General features: G+C 63.3%; 13 protein-coding genes. 4 read left to right on the top strand and 9 right to left on the bottom strand.

The window, feature by feature from the left end; translation table 11 throughout:
* Positions 1-2 precede the first annotated feature (2 nt).
* From cydD to ACIQC5_RS18550, 3 genes are read right to left on the bottom strand one after another with little or no spacing between them, the layout of a single operon-like run.
* Entirely contained in the window at positions 3-3,476 is a 3,474-nt protein-coding gene (gene cydD, locus ACIQC5_RS18560) for a thiol reductant ABC exporter subunit CydD (RefSeq protein WP_400285702.1), read from the bottom strand.
* Positions 3,477-3,483: 7 nt separating this feature from the next.
* Complete coding sequence (cydB, locus tag ACIQC5_RS18555; RefSeq protein WP_400285698.1) at positions 3,484-4,572, bottom strand: cytochrome d ubiquinol oxidase subunit II; 1,089 nt, start codon at positions 4,570-4,572, stop codon at positions 3,484-3,486.
* Between the two features lie 27 nt (positions 4,573-4,599).
* Positions 4,600-6,198 (bottom strand): cytochrome ubiquinol oxidase subunit I, encoded by a 1,599-nt coding sequence (locus ACIQC5_RS18550; RefSeq protein ID WP_400285695.1) that lies wholly within the window; start codon positions 6,196-6,198, stop codon positions 4,600-4,602.
* A 280-nt stretch (positions 6,199-6,478) separates the two neighbouring features.
* On the opposite strand from ACIQC5_RS18550, the gene ACIQC5_RS18545 reads away from it, so the two are divergent.
* Both ACIQC5_RS18545 and ACIQC5_RS18540 read left to right on the top strand, forming a co-directional pair.
* Complete coding sequence (locus tag ACIQC5_RS18545; protein WP_018778701.1) at positions 6,479-6,865, top strand: BlaI/MecI/CopY family transcriptional regulator; 387 nt, start codon at positions 6,479-6,481, stop codon at positions 6,863-6,865.
* Between the two features lie 5 nt (positions 6,866-6,870).
* The gene (locus ACIQC5_RS18540; protein WP_400285693.1) at positions 6,871-7,887 is read left to right on the top strand and encodes a M56 family metallopeptidase; all 1,017 of its coding nucleotides are present in this window, start codon (positions 6,871-6,873) and stop codon (positions 7,885-7,887) included.
* 7 nt (positions 7,888-7,894) lie between these two features.
* On the opposite strand, the gene ACIQC5_RS18535 is transcribed toward ACIQC5_RS18540, so the two are convergent.
* Positions 7,895-8,440, bottom strand: coding sequence for a Chromate resistance protein ChrB (locus tag ACIQC5_RS18535; protein ID WP_400285691.1), 546 nt, complete (start codon positions 8,438-8,440; stop codon positions 7,895-7,897).
* A 22-nt stretch (positions 8,441-8,462) separates the two neighbouring features.
* On the opposite strand from ACIQC5_RS18535, the gene ACIQC5_RS18530 reads away from it, so the two are divergent.
* Positions 8,463-9,650, top strand: a complete 1,188-nt coding sequence (locus ACIQC5_RS18530; RefSeq protein ID WP_400285688.1) for an MFS transporter — start codon at positions 8,463-8,465, stop codon at positions 9,648-9,650.
* Here the strand turns inward: ACIQC5_RS18530 and ACIQC5_RS18525 are convergent.
* On the bottom strand, positions 9,647-11,755 hold the full coding sequence (locus ACIQC5_RS18525) for a type IIA DNA topoisomerase subunit B (protein ID WP_400285685.1): 2,109 nt from the start codon (positions 11,753-11,755) through the stop codon (positions 9,647-9,649). The genes ACIQC5_RS18530 and ACIQC5_RS18525 overlap by 4 nt on opposite strands.
* A 268-nt stretch (positions 11,756-12,023) precedes the next feature.
* On the opposite strand from ACIQC5_RS18525, the gene ACIQC5_RS18520 reads away from it, so the two are divergent.
* Positions 12,024-12,245: a hypothetical protein gene (locus tag ACIQC5_RS18520; protein WP_400285682.1), complete on the top strand. Its 222-nt coding sequence runs from the start codon at positions 12,024-12,026 to the stop codon at positions 12,243-12,245.
* A gap of 207 nt (positions 12,246-12,452) precedes the next feature.
* Here the strand turns inward: ACIQC5_RS18520 and ACIQC5_RS18515 are convergent, their stop codons facing one another.
* The 4 genes from ACIQC5_RS18515 to ACIQC5_RS18500 form a co-directional block, all read right to left on the bottom strand.
* Positions 12,453-13,763, bottom strand: coding sequence for an RNA polymerase sigma factor (locus tag ACIQC5_RS18515; RefSeq protein WP_400285679.1), 1,311 nt, complete (start codon positions 13,761-13,763; stop codon positions 12,453-12,455).
* A gap of 263 nt (positions 13,764-14,026) precedes the next feature.
* Complete coding sequence (locus ACIQC5_RS18510) at positions 14,027-15,313, bottom strand: DUF4192 domain-containing protein (RefSeq protein WP_400285677.1); 1,287 nt, start codon at positions 15,311-15,313, stop codon at positions 14,027-14,029.
* A gap of 82 nt (positions 15,314-15,395) precedes the next feature.
* Positions 15,396-16,763 (bottom strand): nitrate/nitrite transporter, encoded by a 1,368-nt coding sequence (locus ACIQC5_RS18505; protein WP_400285674.1) that lies wholly within the window; start codon positions 16,761-16,763, stop codon positions 15,396-15,398.
* 35 nt (positions 16,764-16,798) lie between these two features.
* Positions 16,799-17,737: a proteasome assembly chaperone family protein gene (locus ACIQC5_RS18500; protein ID WP_400285670.1), complete on the bottom strand. Its 939-nt coding sequence runs from the start codon at positions 17,735-17,737 to the stop codon at positions 16,799-16,801.
* Positions 17,738-17,936 lie beyond the last annotated feature (199 nt).

The following is a 17,936-nucleotide window of genomic DNA, read 5'->3' as shown; positions in this document are numbered from 1 at the left end:
GGTTACTGAGGAGTAGCCCGCGTCACCAGTTCCGACGCGCCGACGGTCTGGACACCCGACTCTGACCGCGATGCGGCGGCGCTTGCGGCATAACCAAGGTCGAGTCGGGCATCGCCGGGATCGATGTCCTGGGGATTGTGGGTCACCAGGACCACTGTCACATCCTTGAGCCCTCCCCTAAGCGTCGACATCATCTCCCTGGCCGAGGCCGCGTCCAAGTGCGCGGTTGGTTCATCAAGCAGGAGCACGCTGGCACCGGTCAGGAGCGTGCGGGCCATGGCGAGTCGTTGCCGTTCGCCACCACTGAGAAACGCTCCAGCCGGGCCGATCCTGGAGTCAAGCCCATCTGGCATGGCCGCTACCAGCTGGTCGAGCCCCACGTCGGCCAGGGCCTTGTGCATCGCCGGTTCATCGGGCTTGTTCCCGGCCGGCCGTGCCAGCAGCAGATTGCCGCGGATCGTAGAGTCGAAGAGATGGGCCTCCTGTGGACACCAAGCAGCGGTGCCGGTGAGCCGCACAGCGCCCTTGGTCACAGGAAGGAACCCCAGAAGCACAGAGAGGAGCGTGGATTTTCCGGCACCGGAAGGTCCCGTGACGGCGAGCCAGCGGCCGGGCGTGGCCTCCGCGGAGACTCCTTCGAACACGGAGGGGCCGCCCGGCCACGCAGCGGCGATACCTTGGATCTCCAGCCCCGGCAGTCCTTGACGTTCGGGCCATTGCTGCGTCCCGCCGTCGTTATCTGTGTCCTTGTCCGTCACCGCGGCCTTGCCCAAGGCGCCGGAAGCGCCAACCCTCCCCAAAACGGCTGCGAGCGCCGGGCATTGGCGTACCGCAGACACCACAGCGCCATAAGGCTCCACGAGCGCGAGTTGCATCAAGACGATGACCGCCACCAGGGCGGGCGCTGCGGATCCGTCGTCGACCTGCCCGGCCCCCAGAATTCCTGCCAGCAGCGCAGCAAGCGAACAGCCACCAACCGTCAGGGCCTGGCCGAGGCCTTCAGCCCAAGCCGAGCGTTGGGCGGCGAGGGTCGCAGCGCGGTCCTTTGCGCGAAGGGTCGCGAGAACTGGAGCCGCCACACCGTTCGCGCTCAGCTCGGCGCGGGCGTCAAGGGCGGATGCAACGTCCCGCAGGACCACTGATCGCAGCTCTTGTTCGGCCTTCGCCGCATTGCGGTCGGCGGTAACTGCCACCAGCGGGGCAACGACGAGGCCCAGCACTGCGGCCGCGACCACCCCGGGCACCGCGGCCGGGAGGACAACCGCCGTGGCAATGAGGGCAGCTCCCGCGACACCCACTGCGGTCAGTGGCGGCAGGACCACGCGAGGCAACAGGTCGCGGAGTGTGTCGACGTCGTCCACGATTGTCCCCAGGACGTTGCCGCCCTGCAGGAGGCGCCGGAGGGACAGCGCGCGACGGCTCAGCGTCGACCACAACGAGCCACGAAGTCTGGTCATGGCGGCAAAGACGGCGTCGTGGGTCAGGAGCCGCTCACAGTATCGGAGCACGGCCCGGCCGATGCCAAAGAAGCGTACGCCTACGATCGCACCGAGCAGGTACAGGATGGGTGGCTGTTCGCTGGCCCTGATGATGAGCCAGCCGGACAGGCCGGAAAGAGCGACTGCGAACAATGCGGCCAGAACTCCCACCACGGCTGCGGCACCGAACTTTCCGCGGACAGGTTTAAGGACAGCGGCGAGGCCGCGAAGGGTTTGTCCTGTTGGCACGCTTTCCAGCGAAGGAGGGCCCGCAAGGGTGGTGCCAGGGTAAACGTCAGCCGTTGATACGTTAGTAACGCTGTGCGCCGGAGGGCTGGTTGCTGCGCCGCTGAGGTGGCCTCCATGGCACGGGCTGCCGATGGGCACTATACGGTCTGCGAGCGCCCGGGTGTCGGCGTCGTGGGCTACCAGGATCACCGTGGCCGTGCCACGCAAGGATTCAATGGCCGAACGGACAGCTGCAGCGGAGGCCTGGTCCAAGTGGGCCGTCGGCTCGTCCAGCAGCAAGAGTGAGGCTCCTGACTCCAGACGGGCGAGTCCCCTGGCAAGGGCTACGCGGCGCAGTTCTCCGGGGCTCAACTCCGCCGGGTGTTTCTGTGCAAGGTGCACCGCTGAAGCCCGGCGAAGGACGTTGGCAACGGTTTCGCCAGTGCTCTCCTCGCTGCCGCCGAGGTAGAGCTCGATCTCCTCTTGCACTGTTCCGGCAACCATGGCGGGGTGTTGCGGTACCCATGCTACGGATTCTGCGTTAACGCCTGTCACGCTGCCCGTAACGGTCGCGTCTGGCCCTTCACCGAGGAGTCCTGCAAGAACGCGAAGGACTGTGCTCTTGCCGGCACCACTGTTGCCGTCAAGGGCCGTGACGGTTCCTGCCGGCGCGGTGAAGTGGAGGGGCCCGACGGCGGCTGCCGCCCTGCCGGTGTAGGTCACCGACAGGCCGGTCACCACGATGTCAGTGGGTCCGGGTTCCCGTGCCTGCTCACGGGAGCCAGGGCCACGGTCTGCTGCTGCAGGGGACGCAGCTGTCAGTCTCGCCTGTTCAGGTGCAGCCAGCACCTCGTTGGTGGTTTCCAGGGCTGCCCGGCCGTCGTCGCTGGCGTGGTGGGCGGTGCCGAGCTCACGCAGCGGCAGGTAGCAGTCAGGGGCGAGGATCAGTGCCAGCAACCCCGCTTCCAGGCCCATGTCCCCCGCCACCAGACGCACGCCGATGAACACCGCCACGACGGCCACGGAGATCGTGGCGATAAGTTCCAGCGCCAGGGCAGACAGAAAAGCCGTGCGAAGCGTGCCCATGGTGCGGCTGCGGTACTGCTCGGATATGTCTTCCAAGGCGGCACGCTGATCGCTCGCACGTCCCAGTCCCACCAGCACGGGGAGCCCCTTGGCCAGTTCCAGGAGGTGCCCGGACAGCCTGCGCAGGGTGGTCTGGGCGTCTTTCACGGTGTCTTCGGTGTGCCGGCCAATGAGCACCATGAACAGTGGCACCAAGGGAACGGTCAGGACAATCACCACGGCGCTGACCCAGTCCGCGAACAGGATACGCGCGCCGATCAACAGCGGGACAGTGGCACAATTGACCAGCGCCGGCAGGTACAGCGTGTAGTAGTCGTCCAACGCGTCCAGGCCCCGCGTCGCAAGGATCGCCAGACCGCCCTCGCTCATCCCTTTGACGTGAGAGGCGCCTCCGTCAGCCAGTGACCGGTGCAGCAGCCGTGCGCGCAGCTCTTCCTTGACCCCTAAGGCAGCGCGTCGGGATGCTGTCCCTTGGCCCCACACCGTCAGGGAGCGCAGCACGGCGCCCACCGCACCCCAAACCAGTCCACTGCCCCAGTCTGCGTCACCCGCAGCCAAGCCGGCCAGCATCGTGGCCACCGCCTGCCCCATCAGCACCAGCGAAAGTGCCTTGAGTGCTGACAGGAGACCGAGGACGTAAAGCGCGGAACGCGTGGCCGGGCCGGCAGGGAACACGGGTTTCATGGAGTAGCTAGGCTCCCGGGGTTAGTGGCGGGTTGTTGGACGGTCCGTTGTCCTTGCCAACCAGGACCTTGGCGGCGATGGCTGGAAGGAACCCGTGGGCAGGCGGAATGTGAGCGGCACTGACCCTGCGCCGGAAGACCCAGTAGGTCCATGCCTGGTACGCGATCACCAGCGGCAGGCCCACCGAAGCAACGATGCTCATCAAGCCCAGCGTGTAATCGGAGGAGGAGGCGTTGGAGATCGTCAGGTTGAACGAAGGGTCCAGGGTAGACGGAATAACTACCGGGAATGCCGCACCGAAGATGGCCGCGGTAGCGCAAACCACGAAGCCGCCCAGGGCGCCAAACGCACGGCCCTCCGCGCCCGTCCTGGCCAACTGCCATGCCAGGGCCACTGCTGCGACACCTGCGGCCACCAGCACCCACGTCCAGGGTTTTCCGCTGAGGAACTGTACAGACACCATCCAGCCGAGCATCGGCAGGACGGCTACGGGCAGGAGACGCACGAACCAGCGCCGCGCCCGGTGCCGCACATCGCCGTCGGTCTTCAAGGCCAGGAAGGCAAGGGCATGGACCAACGCGAAAGCGACTACGCCGAAGCCACCCAGCAGGGCGTAACCGCTGAACCATGAGAACGGTCCGCCACTGCGGTCGCCGTTGGCATCAAGCGGCAGGCCCGTAGTGGTGAGGGCCAAAGCCGCACCGATGCCGAACGCGGCTACAAAAGAACCGATGGCGATGGCCCAGTCCCAGCCGTTGCGCCAGCGCTCCGTGTCAACCTTGCCCCGATACTCAAAAGCTACTGCCCGGAAGATCAGGGCCACCAAGACCAGCAGCAGCGGGAGGTAGAGCGCCGAAAACAAGGACGCGTACCAGAGCGGGAAGGCCGCGAAGGTGGCACCGGCAGCGGTGAGCAGCCAGACTTCATTGCCGTCCCACACGGGCCCAATGGTGTTCAGCAGTACGCGCCGGTCCGTGTTGTCCCGTGCGAACAGCTTCATGAGCATGCCGACTCCAAGGTCGAACCCCTCAAGGAAGAGGTACCCGGTCCACAGCACGGCGATGGCCACGAACCAGATGGTTGGCAATAGTTCCATTTTCGGTTCCCCTGCTTCTAATAGGTTCTAGTAGGCGAAGGCCAGGACGTCGTCGCCGGATTTGTCCGGTCCTGGCGTGCCGTCGTCGTTCTTGCCGTTTTTGTCATGCTTTTTGCCGTGGGAAAGCTCAGGCATGGCCGATGCGACGCCACCCCGGATGTACTTGACCAGCAGTTTGACTTCCACCACCAGCAGCAGTGCGTAGATGGCTGTCAGGACCACCAGCGAGGTCATGAGCTCACCGGCACTCACCCCTGGTGACACGGCCGCCGCAGTGAACATGAAGACCTGGTCGACGCCGTTCATGTCGGGGTTGGGGGCCACAACGAACGGCTGACGGCCCATCTCGGTGAAGATCCACCCGGCCGCATTCGCACCGAAGGGCGCAAGGATTCCAAAGACCGCCAAGCGCATGAGCCACTTGGACTCCGGAACAACGCCCTTGCGGGTGACCCAAAGGGCCAGGAGCGCGGCGAAGGCTGCGATGCCGCCAAAACCGATCATCATGCGGAAGCCCCAGTAGGTCACTTCCATGACGGGAACGTACTGGATTTCCTGGCCGGCGCGGTCGCCATAGAGGGGGTTGTCAGGGAGGTGCGTGCCGTACTTTTCCTTGTATTCGCCGAGGAGGCTGTTCACGCCTTTTACCTCGGTGGTGAAATCGCCCTTCGCGAGGAACGACAGGATTCCGGGCACTTCGATGACGGCGACGATGTCATCACAGTTCTTGGCGCCCAGGTTGCCAACGCTAAGCACTGAGAAGCCTGTGCCGTCATGGCAGGCGGCTTCCGCGGCGGCCATCTTCATGGGCTGTTGTTCGAACATCAGCTTGCCTTGCAGGTCACCGGTGAGTGCCGTTCCGGCAAAGGAAATCATCGCCACGACGGCACCGATGCGCAGGGACCGGATCCACACCTTGTAGTCGGCTTTGTCGCGGCCGGGAATCGCTGCCTCGCCCGGAACCATACGGCCATCCTTGCCGACGACGTCGATTCCATCGTGCCGGCGGCGCCACAGGTGGTACCACGCGATGCCCAGGAGGAACGCGCCAGCAACTCCCAGTGCGCCAAAGAGGGTGTGGGGCACGGCCACAAGGGCAGTGTTGTTGGTAAAGACGGCCCAGGCGTCAGTCATCACCGGGCGGCCATCAACCATTTCGACGCCCACAGGGTGCTGCATCCAGGAGTTGGCCACAATGATGAAGTAGGCCGAGAACACGGAGCCGATCACGGCGATCCACAGACAGGCCAAGTGGACTCCGCGCTTGAGTTGCTTCCAGCCGAAAATCCAGAGACCCAAGAACGTGGACTCCACGAAGAACGCCAGCAACGCTTCGAGTGCCAGCGGCGCGCCGAAAACATCGCCCACGAACCGGCTGTACTCGCTCCATGCCATTCCGAACTGGAACTCCTGCACGATGCCGGTAGCCACGCCCATGATGAAGTTGATGAGGAACAGTTTTCCCCAGAACTTGGTCATGCGGAGGTACTCGGGCTTTCCCGTGCGATACCAGATCGTTTGGATGACTGCCACCACCAGGCCCAAGCCAATAGTGAGCGGCACCATCATGAAGTGGTAGACCGTGGTGATTCCAAATTGCCAGCGTGCGATTTCCAGGGCGTCCATGGCTGTCCTTTGTCCGGCGGACCGAATGCGGCGTAACTTTTTTTCTACGTCACGTAGAAAACTACTCTTCTACACAGTGTAGAACAAAACGGCAGATACCTTTCCCCATTCTTCAAGTGGCGTTACACACCCGCAAGGCCCAACCGCGGCTACGGCGCGCCGAGAGTTCTACTTCACGTAGAATGGAGGACCGAAAAGCGGTAGATTGATGATGGAATATTGGATCGTCGCCCCCGACCGGCACTAACACCCGGCGGGAGCGGAAGGTAGGGACGTATCAATGGCAAGTCTTGGGGAACTGGAACGGGCAGTGATGGATCTGCTCTGGGCAGGCCAGGAGGCTGCAACTGCCAACACACTGCGTGATTTGCTGGCGCAGGATTCCCAGGCCGGCGACGGCACAGCCGGACACCAGGGCAAGGATCTGGCCGTCACCACGGTACTGACAGTCCTGTCGCGCCTGGAGAAGAAGGGGCTGGTGGAACGCGAACGCGGAACCCGCCCGCACCGCTACCAGGCCGTCTCGAGCCGCGCGGACCACACTGCCGAGCTCATGCATGAGGTATTGGGATCAGCTCCCGACCGCGAAGCCGTCTTGGCCCGCTTCATCGGTTCTGTCACGGAAAGCGAAGCCGCAACACTGCGCAAACTGCTCGGCTACAATTAGCCACTATGTTCTGGACCTCATACTTCCTGGCGGTCCTTGCATTGATACTGGCTTGGCCGGTACCCGTCCTTCTGTCCCGAGCCCAATGGCCCGCGCGCTCGCCCTTCACCGCCATGGTGCTGTGGCAGGCGATCGCCCTCGCAGGTGGCTTGTCCATGATCGGCGCCATGCTCGTCTATGGCCTCGAACCGGTGGGCGACAACCTCATCGCCGGCCTCAAGGCCCTGGCAGGAATGGTACTCTACAACGAGCCGACCACCGCATTGGGCTTTTGGCACCTCTTCGCGCTCTCCGCTGCGGCGCTGCTGACAGCGCACCTCGTGTTTACCCTGCTCCTGACCTACGTCAAGATCGAACGGCAGCGTAGCCGCCACCGCGAATTGCTCGCCTTGCTCGCCTCACCCTCCGACGACGGCCCTGGCACGGTGGTGATCAATCACGAGTCCCCGGTGGCGTACTGCCTGCCCGGCGGCGCGCGATCAGTCACTGTCCTCTCGGACGGCCTCATGGAAGCCCTCGAACCAGACGAGCTCCGGGCAGTTCTGATCCACGAAAATGCTCACCTGTCGCAGCGCCATGACCTGTTGCTTTGGGCCTTCGCTGCATGGCGGCAGGCCCTGCCATGGTTCCCCACTACACGCCTGGCGCAAACCGCCGTCAACTCCCTTATCGAAATGCTGGCCGATGACGTCGCCCTCCGAACCGAGAGCAAGGGCACGCTGATCAAGGCCATCGCGATCGTTGCCAGCGGCTCGTCAAGTCCGGGACTCGGCGCAGCGGCGTCCAGCGTCTCAGCCCTCAGCGGGGCGGCACTCAGTGGGGCGGGTGCCGTCGTCGAGGCTAACACGGTCAGCGCAACCGGCGGCGCCGATTCACCGCGCACGACGGCGTCACGCGTCAGTCGGTTGCTCTCGCCGAAGCCGCCACTCACCAAGGCAATGCGGGTCCTCGTACTGGCGGCCTCCGCGTTGTTACTGGCGGTGCCCACTGCCCTGCTGATCGTTCCGGGACTGCTGGGCTGACGCTTCCCTAAAGCAGGGTCGCGTCGTAGACCTCGGCTGCGTACTCTTCGAGCACTTCTGCGCACCGCGCCAAGTGCTCCGCCGCCGCTTGAGCCTGGGCGAGGTGAAGGACGTCCCGCGACTTCAGCTCCCGGTACCAGCGACGCAAGCGCTCCAGGCTCTGCTCTTCTTCTTCGAGTTCGGCAAAAGTGAACTTTTTCCGCGAGATCTCCTTGGCAATTTCCTGCTCGAACTTGCCACAGTCCGCCATGAACTCGGCCCACTCCTCGGTCCTTGCTGCCACGAAGGCTTCTCGAAAAGTCACCGCACCGTCGCCGCGCGGCGAGGCATCCACCGCAGTCCACGCGCCGGATCCCCTGGCAACGAGCACCCGCGCTCGCTCCAAACCTTCCTCGAAGGCAGGGTGGGCCGGCACGATCCAAGTACCCGGAGAGAGGGGCACAGCACCAGTTCGGCGCAACTCGCGCCACACTGCAACACGGTGCCGGGAGGGCTGCGAGGGCACTTGGACCAAGACCAGGACCCACCCCAAATGCTCATCAATCACATCCATCAATGTAGCAGCTGTTACATTGATGGATGTGAACCACCCAGAGTCCCCCACGCCTCATGTCGACAAGCACCGTTGGCCGCTCTATGCCGCCGGCTTCACCACCGCCTTCGGCGCTCACGCAGTCGCAGCGGGCCTCGGAGCAGAAAGCTCGGATATTGGGTTGACCCTGCTGGGGCTCGGCGTCCTCTTGGCGCTCTATGACGTCGCGGAGGTCTTTCTCAAGCCGGTCTTCGGCGCACTGAGTGACCGGATCGGACCAAAGCCAGTGATCGTGAGTGGCCTGCTTGCGTTCGCTGCCGCCTCGTTGCTGGGACTCTGGGCTGAGCAGCCGCTCATGCTGGCCGCCGCGCGCTTGGGTCAAGGCATGGCTGCGTCAGCCTTCTCCCCCGCCTCCTCCGCAACCGTGGCGCGCATGTCAGGCAAAAACACCGGACGCTATTTTGGCCGCTACGGGTCGTGGAAAGGCCTCGGGTACGCGATCGGTCCGCTGCTGGGCGCGATTGCGATCATCGCCGGCGGCTTCGCTATCCTGTTTGCCGTGCTCGCCGTGCTCGGTTTGGTTGTGGCCGCGTGGGTTGCCATCTCCGTGCCACGGTTGGCCCCTCTCCCGCGGCCGCGGTACACACTGATGGACGTGTGGCGCCAAAGCACCCAACGCTCATTCCTGGGCCCCACCGTGGTGCTCGCCGCCAGCACGGGAGCCCTCGGAGCTGCCGTCGGGTTCCTTCCGGCGTTGGCCGCCAGGGAGAATGCAGGCACGTTGGGAAGCGTCGCCGTGGTGACCGTGCTGGCCCTCGCGTCCTCCCTGATTCAGCCGCAGATTGGCAGATTGCGTGATGCGGGAGCCATCTCCGACCGGCCCGGGATGGTGGCCGGTCTCCTGTCCATCGCAGTTGGCGCGCTCATGGCCGGTCTCGTCCCCGGCGTTGTAGCTGTCTATGCCTCGGCCGTGCTTATCGGCATGGGAATTGGCGTAGCCACACCCCTGGCGTTCGCCCATTTGGCCGATTCGACCCCTGCCGAGCGACTGGGACGGACCATGGGCTCCGCCGAGCTCGGACGTGAACTTGGCGATGCAGGCGGACCATTGCTGGTGGGTGGCGTCGCCGTTGCGGCCGGACTACCGTGGGGCCTCGGCGCCCTCGCCCTGGTGGTGGGGGCGGCGGCCTTCGCGGCGCCCTGGTCGATGCAACCCGTGGAGCGTCGCTAGGCGTCGATCCGTTCGCGGTCCAGCGTTGCGGCACCGGCGATGATGAACTCCTTGCGGGGGGCAACATCCGAACCCATGAGGAGGTCAAAGACTTCCTCGGCACGCTGGGCACTCTCGATGCCCACCTTGCGCAGGGTGCGGTGGCGGGGGTCCATGGTGGTTTCGGCGAGCTGTTGGGCATCCATTTCACCAAGGCCCTTGTAGCGCTGGATCGGTTCCTTGTAGCGCTTTCCTTCCTTGGCGAGGTTTGCCAAGAGAACGTGGAGCTCGGCCTCTGAGTAGGTATAGATCATCTCGTTGGCCTTCTGGCCAGGGTTGATGACCTCCACTCGATGCAATGGCGGTACTGCTGCGAAGACGCGCCCGGCTTCCACCATGGGCCGCATGTAACGGAAGAAGAGCGTTAGCAGCAATGTCCGGATATGGGCACCATCAACGTCGGCGTCGGTCATGAGGATGACCTTGCCGTACCGCGCAGCATCGATGTCAAAGCTTCGTCCGGAACCGGCACCGACCACCTGGATGAGAGCAGCGCACTCGGCATTGGATAGCATGTCCCCCACCGAGGCCTTCTGGACATTCAGGATCTTGCCGCGAATCGGCAGCAGAGCCTGGAAATCGGAGGAGCGGGCCAACTTGGCAGTACCCAACGCCGAGTCACCTTCAACGATGAAGAGTTCGGACCGTGCGACGTCATCGGTGCGGCAATCGGCAAGCTTGGTAGGCATCGAGGATGTCTCCAACGCGTTCTTTCGGCGCTGCGTTTCCTTGTGCACGCGTGCCGAAATGCGCGACTTCATCTCGCTGACGATCTTTTCCAGCAAGAGCGCAGACTGGGCTTTGTCGTTCCGGTTGGCCGAACTCAGCCGGTCGGTGATTTCCTTCTCCACCACTTTGGCAACAATGGCGCGGACGGCCGATGTGCCCAGAATTTCCTTGGTCTGGCCTTCAAACTGCGGTTCCGCGAGACGTACCGTCAGGACCGCGGTCAGGCCGGCCAGGACGTCGTCCTTCTCGATCTTGTCATTGCCCGCTTTGAGCTTGCGCGCATTCGTTTCCACGGCCTTGCGGAAGGTCTTCAGCAAAGCAGCCTCGAAGCCGGACTGGTGCGTGCCGCCCTTGGGCGTAGCAATGATGTTGACGAAGCTTCGCATGGTGGTTTCGTAGCCGATTCCCCAGCGCAGGGCGATGTCCACCTCGCAGTCGCGTTCGACTTCAGCAATCTTGCTGTGCCCGTTTTCGTCCAGTACTGGAACGGTCTCCTTGAACTTCCCCGAGCCGTGGAGCCTCCACACGTCCGTTACTCCGGAATCGGCAGCGAGGAATTCGACGAACTCCGAAATGCCGCCGTCGTGGTGGAAAACCTCTTCGTGAGAGCCGTTCTCGCCCGGGGTGCCGGCGAGCCTGCGGTCATCGCGCACCGTGATCTTCAGGCCAGGGACAAGGAAGGAGGTCTGACGGGCCCGGGCAGCCAGGTCATCGTAGGAGAATTTGGCGTCAGGGGTGAAGATCTGGCGGTCCGCCCAGTAGCGGACACGGGTACCTGTCACTCCCCTTTTGGCCTTGCCGACAACGTCCAATACGGAGTCTTCAACGAAGGGCTCAAACGTGGCGTTGGGTCCCGGCTTCGCTCCGGCATCCACGAAGCGGCCGGGCTCCCCACGGCGGAATGACATCTGATACGTCTTGCTGCCACGGTCGACCTGGACATCCAGGCGGCTGGACAAGGCATTGACCACGGAGGCACCCACGCCATGGAGGCCGCCTGACGCCGTGTATGAACCGCCGCCGAACTTGCCGCCAGCGTGGAGCTTGGTGAAGACGACCTCGACGCCGGAGAGCCCGGTCTTCGGCTCGACGTCCACGGGGATACCACGGCCGTCGTCGTGAATTTCAACGGAATTGTCCGCGTGCAGGATGACCTTGATGTCATGCCCGAACCCGGCCAGGGCCTCATCCACGGCGTTGTCGATGATTTCCCACAGGCAATGCATCAGACCCCGGGAGTCGGTGGAACCGATGTACATGCCCGGGCGCTTGCGTACGGCTTCCAGCCCTTCAAGGACAGACAGGTGCCGGGCGTTGTATTCAGAACTCGGTGCCACTCGCGGTGCGCTCCTTCGGGGTATATCTCAAGGGTGTTTCCAGCAGTGTTCGGCTGTGCCATTTCCGTGGCGAATTCAAGGCAAACACTGCCCATACTAGGCTAGCGGCAGTACCCTGCCCGCGCCGGTTGCCACTCCAAGGCGCGGGTTTCCGGCGACGTTACGTTACGCACATGTGATACGCGGACAGCGAAAGTGATCCATCCTTGCCATGGTTCTGCTCCGAATACTGGTTATATGGATGTACAGAACTACTAAGGAGGCCGACATGACAACAGCAGTTGCAGACCGCACGCTCAACGCAGCTGACCGGTGCGATCGTTGCGGGGCTCAGGCGTATGTGCGCGTTGTACTCGAAACCTCCGGCGGTGAGCTGCTCTTCTGCGGCCACCACGCACGTGCAGTTGAGGCCACGCTCCGGCCGCTGACCTCCGACTGGCACGATGAGACCGAGCGCCTCAACGAGAAGGCACCCGTCCCTGTCGACTAGTCAGGACGGCCGCCCAAGACTGGGCACCACCACTTCGAGCAGCCAACAGGGCCCCTCCCACCGGGAGGGGCCCTGTTGCGTTTGCCGCCGAGCCTTACGCACGGCGCACCGGCGCAAACCCAGCACGGCGCAAACGCAGAACGGCCCAGCCGGATCATCCGACGGGGCCGTTCTCCGCCGTACGGGGAAATCGCCGTGCAGGAAATCCTAGTCCAGGTAGTCCCGCAGAACCTGTGAGCGGGACGGGTGCCGCAACTTGGACATGGTCTTGGATTCGATCTGGCGGATGCGCTCACGCGTCACACCGTAGACCTTGCCGATTTCGTCTAAAGTCTTCGGCTGTCCATCGGTCAAACCGAAGCGCATGGCCACCACTCCCGCCTCGCGTTCGGACAAGGTGTCCAGAACGGAGTGCAGCTGCTCCTGCAGGAGCGTGAAGCTCACGGCGTCAGCCGGAACTACGGCTTCGGAGTCCTCGATCAGGTCACCGAACTCGGAGTCTCCGTCTTCACCAAGAGGTGTGTGCAGAGAGATGGGCTCGCGGCCATACTTCTGGACCTCGACAACCTTTTCAGGCGTCATGTCCAGTTCCAGGGCCAGCTCTTCCGGCGTAGGTTCACGGCCAAGGTCCTGCAGCATCTGCCGCTGGACGCGGGCCAGCTTGTTGATGACTTCAACCATGTGCACGGGAATACGGATGGTACGGGCTTGGTCGGCCATGGCGCGCGTGATGGCCTGACGGATCCACCACGTGGCGTAGGTGGAGAACTTGAAGCCCTTGGTGTAGTCGAACTTCTCCACCGCGCGGATCAAGCCGAGGTTGCCTTCCTGGATGAGGTCCAGGAAGAGCATGCCACGGCCGGTGTAGCGCTTGGCCAAAGAAACGACGAGTCGCAGGTTTGCTTCCAGCAGGTGGTTCTTGGCCCGCTTGCCGTCGTGGATAACGAATTCAAGTTCGCGCTTGAGCTTCGGATCCATGGAACCGTCGTCAGCGTTGATCTTTTCTTCAGCGAAGAGGCCGGCCTCGATCCGAAGGGCGAGGTCAACTTCCTGCTCGGCATTCAGCAGGGCAACCTTGCCGATCTGCTTCAGGTAGTCCTTGACGGGGTCCGCGGTGGCACCGGCCGACATGACCTGCTGGACGGGGGCGTCGTCATCATCGGCGTCCGAGTAGACAAACCCTGAACCTGTGGTTGCGGGCTTGTCCTTGGCTGCGACCGCGCCTTCCTCGGTGTCGTCGTCGCTGACTTCGACTTCCTCAGCAGCTGCGGGGTCGAAGTCTTCGTCTTCGACATCCGCTTCATCGGTGTCATCAGTGGACGCGTTCGCGGCTTCGGCCGCGGCCTTTGCGCCGGGCTTGGGTCCGCGCTTCTTCGGTGCCGGCTTATCAGAGTCACCCTCTGAAGCCTTGCCGGCAGCACGTGTCGCCGCACGCTTTGCCGATGTGGCCGCCTTCTTTTCTTCGGCGGACAGTTCGGCCTGGGCGGCGGGTTCCTTCTCGACGGAAGACGGAGTCACAGAAAACCTTTCTAGCGGCGGTCTGTGGAATCACCATGCGGGCAACACCACTATGACCCTGTCAAGTCCGCGATCAATTTCAAATGCGATCGCCGCCCGCAGAGTCACTATGTAGAACTCCCGACGCCGCTGTAATGTTCCCGATTTCCGGGGCATTGCAGGCATTCAAACGCGGACCCAACCGGGTCTCGGCATCCATTGTCTCACGGTTTTCCGATTCACACGCCTGTTCAAGTGCAAAGCTACGCAATCCACCCTTGTAGCTATGTGATCAACCCCTTGGGTCCACGCCAGGCGGACTCCGGCCTCCGCGCCCACCCACAGAGTTTGCCCTGGCCCATGACGTCGATCAGTAGCTCGGCCAGGCGATACCCCGGAAGTGCCAAGCGTGCCCGCTGCAGGAAGGCGTGGGCATAGGACCCGCTGCCCTTGCACCAGGAGATCCATCCCTGGAGGGTGAGCGACGCCGCCGCCGCTTCCCCGACCTCACCGTCCACGCACAGCTTGCCGAGCACCGTCTGGAGGGCATCGACGCGGGGCCAGTCGGGAATGTGTGGGCTCATCCCCAGAAAGACATCTCCGTAAGTGAAGATGTCCCCGGCCCCACCAGGCGCGTCATATGTCTTACCGCCATCAGCGGGAGCATCCTCTGGATCCACGTCGGCGCACACGAAATCTGGAACGGAAAAGGAAGGTGGGCCTTCCCTGGGATCGTTGCCGGAGGCCTCAGTGAAGAGGCCAAAGACTGCTGCGCCCCGCGTGGCCGACTCAACTCCGGCAGCGGCCATGACCACAACCGCATCCCGCCAGACGGAAACGCCGAGTGATGCCCGGAGGAACCCAGCGAATTCAGCTCCGCAGCCATCAACGGCATTGACGTCCACTACTGTCCCGTCTATAGCCCGTTTCCAGGCATCCAGCACGACCATCAGGCAACCTTGGTCAGACCAGGCGTCGGCCATTTCGAGGGCAAAACGTGCCTCAGCTTCCAAGACTGCGGGATCTGGAACGGGGTGGGGGCTGCCCTCCGTAGCAGGAACCGGATCGCGTGGCGACCTGCCAAAGCTGCTCCCCCTGAACACCATTTCGGCGCTGAGGGGGCTGTTCTGGATCATTTCCACCGGCAAGCCGGGAAACGGGCAGCAAGCCCCGTCGGGGCAAAAGGCACTTCTCCAGTACTTGGAGCCAATGAGCCAAGCGTCCCTTACCGCGAGGTCGGCGGCGTCGAGGGCCTCCTGAAGGGCGACCAACAACGGCAAGGTCTTCTCTCCTACCGTTGCGTCCTCCCAGCCCCTGTCCGTGTACACGGCGAGGACCACGCCGTCGGCCGCGTCATCCTCCAACAGGTAGCTGCGAACGTGCGCAGCGAACCGTGAGAGGACCCGTTTTGATCTTGTATCCGGCAGATCCACCCGCAGTGTGGCGCCCAGTACCTTCCCCTGCATGGTGATGGCTACAAGGCTGTCTGTGGGCCAATAGCCCAGCACGTGCGGGATATAGCCCAGAATGTCTTCAGGTTGGTGGAGGGAGAGCATTTCGTTTGTGGTCATGCCTCAAGCTTGGGCAACACCATCCCGCGCGCACAGACACGAAAGTGCCTATGTGGATAACCCCCCGGATACCCGGGGGATGCTAGCGCCTGCCGGGCTGGTTTCCGGCGGCTTCGGCACGGCCGGCACGCCGCCGTTCGATCCGCTCGCGACGCTGCCTGGCAAGCGTCGCCACCAACGGAGGAACGTGGATCCCCTGCGCAGCCATCTGGCGCCGGACCTTGCGGCGCGTCAGCAGAATCAGCACAGTCCCCAGCCCGAGCAACACGAACTGAACACTCAACGCGATTCGGAACGGAGCCAGCCCATACAGCTCGCCACCTGAGAAACCGCTGGCGTTCAGGAGATCCAACACCAGCCCGATGAGGTAAATGGCCACCAACGCTGCGATGAATCCACCTACGTTGACGATTCCCGTAGCCGTACCGATCCGGTGTGAAGGATTGAACGTACGGGCAAAGTCGAAGCCGATCATGGAACCCGGACCGCCGATGGCCAGCACGATCACCAGAATCACCAGTAGCCACAACGGTGCGCGTGTGGGAAGAACAAGCACGGCAGCCCAAGCCAGCGCCGTCGCCAGCGTGATCAACAGGACCATGGCTGACCGGCGCATGGGGTGCTTTGACACAAAGCGCCCAAAGCCGGGGCCGGAAACAACGGCCGTGGCGACGAACAGTGCCATGAGGCCCGAGACGGTACCGGCGTCCAAGCCTTGCGCCGAGAGCAGGAACGGGTATCCCCACGTCATGGCAAAGAGGTTTCCACTGAATTGCACCGTGAAGTGGCTCCAGAGCCCCAAGCGGGTACCCGGCTGCTTCCACGCCCGGGCCAGCGATACACCAGTGGCCCGCAAGCCCTGCCCCGTTTGCCGCGGCGGATGTCCCGGCGGGGCGTCCCGCAGCAGCACAAGCACCAGCACGACGGCCAGCACCGACATGGCGGCCAGCGTCAGGAAAGCCGGCGTCCAGCCCGCACTATGCAAGAGCAAGGCAAAGGGAACGACACTGAAGAGTTGGCCCAGCTGTCCACACATACCCGTCAGTTGCGTCACGAGGGGTACTTTGGCCGGCGCAAACCACAGTGGGACCAAGCGGATGACCGAGATGAATGTCATGGCATCGCCGGCGCCGACCATGACCCTGCCGAGCACACCGCCAGGCACGCTGTCCGCGTAAGCCAATTGCAATTGCCCCAAGCCCATCAACACGGCGCCGCCGGCCACCATGGCCCTCGAACCGAACCGGTCCACCAACACACCCACGGGAATCTGGAGCCCTGCATAGACCAGCAGTTGAAGGACGGTGAAGAAGGAGATGGCAGCAGCACTTGCGTTGAAGCGCTCCGTTGCCTCAAGCCCGGCAACGCCAAACGAAGTACGTTGCGCGACCGCCACCAGATAGGCGAACACGCCGATCGTCCAGATGAGCCAAGCGCGGGGAGCATTCACTCCTCAATTATGCCTGCCACCCATTCAAAGCTGATTTATTGAGGCGAGTCTTTACGCGCAAGATATGCCTCGACGGCGGCACCGATGTCCTCGGCATTGGGGAGTTCGTCGTTCTCATCGGCGAGCAATGAACGGCGGACCACACCTTCTGATTTCTCGTCATAGCGGGACTCGAGGTTGGCGACCACCGCTTGGACCTCTTCCGAAGATTCGATCTGCTCGGCGATCTGGCGGCCTACATCCCGTCCGGCCTCGCGCAGCCTGTCGGTGGGCAGCATGAGCGACGTCGCGGCACCGAGGTACTCCAGCCCCGCCACGGCGGCCGGAGGGTATTCGGCTTCCGATAGATAGTGCGGAACATGAATGACGTAGCCGGCCACATGACGTTCCGCTTCAGTGAGTCGAAGCTCAAGGATGTGCCCGATTGCAGCTGGAACCTCCACCGTGGGCTTCCAACTGGATATCCCTTCAATGAGTTCCGGCCGGTTTCCATGCACCGTCACACCTACCGGCCTCGTATGCGGAACGGGCATGGGGATCGAATGGATCCAGGTCACCAGGTTCACGTCGAGCTTTTCCACGATCCCCACGACGGCACGCGAGAAGCGTTCCCACTGGAGGTCCGGCTCGAACCCGGCCAGCAGCAGGAAGGGCTGGCCGAGACCGTCTTTGAGCCTGTACAGAGCAAGCTTCGGTGCCTGATAGTCCTGCAGATGGTCTTCGACAAAGCTGATGTGCGGACGACGCGATCTGTAGTCGATCAGCTGGTCGGCATCGAACACTGCCACGACCTCGGCGTCGAGATCTTCGAGCAGTTCGGCGTTGATCTGCCGGACAACGTGGCCGGCGTCGGCAAATCCTGTGAACCCCATGACCATGTTGAGTCCGCGCAGTTCGGGACTGTGGAAGATTTCGATGTTGCTCGCATAGAGCGACTCGGGGTCCAGGAGTGAGCCGGATATCCGTTCAAACACGGCATGTACCTTTCGCGGTGGCAAAGTTCGGGGGTCCCGTCCGGTGGCGTGCACGGCGTCCCAAGACGCAATGACATGGTTCAGGAACTCTATTTATTGTTACAACGCTGCACCCACGGCCCACATTCCTGCCCCTGATGTGCCGCAGCTCTCATTTAATTGCTGACAGCGGCCATCGAGAGACTACGATCGAAACGGG

Origin of the sequence: Paenarthrobacter sp. NPDC092416 (assembly GCF_044755025.1) — a bacterium.
Classification (GTDB): Bacteria; Actinomycetota; Actinomycetes; order Actinomycetales; family Micrococcaceae; genus Arthrobacter.
This window is presented reverse-complemented; position numbering and strand designations above follow the sequence as displayed.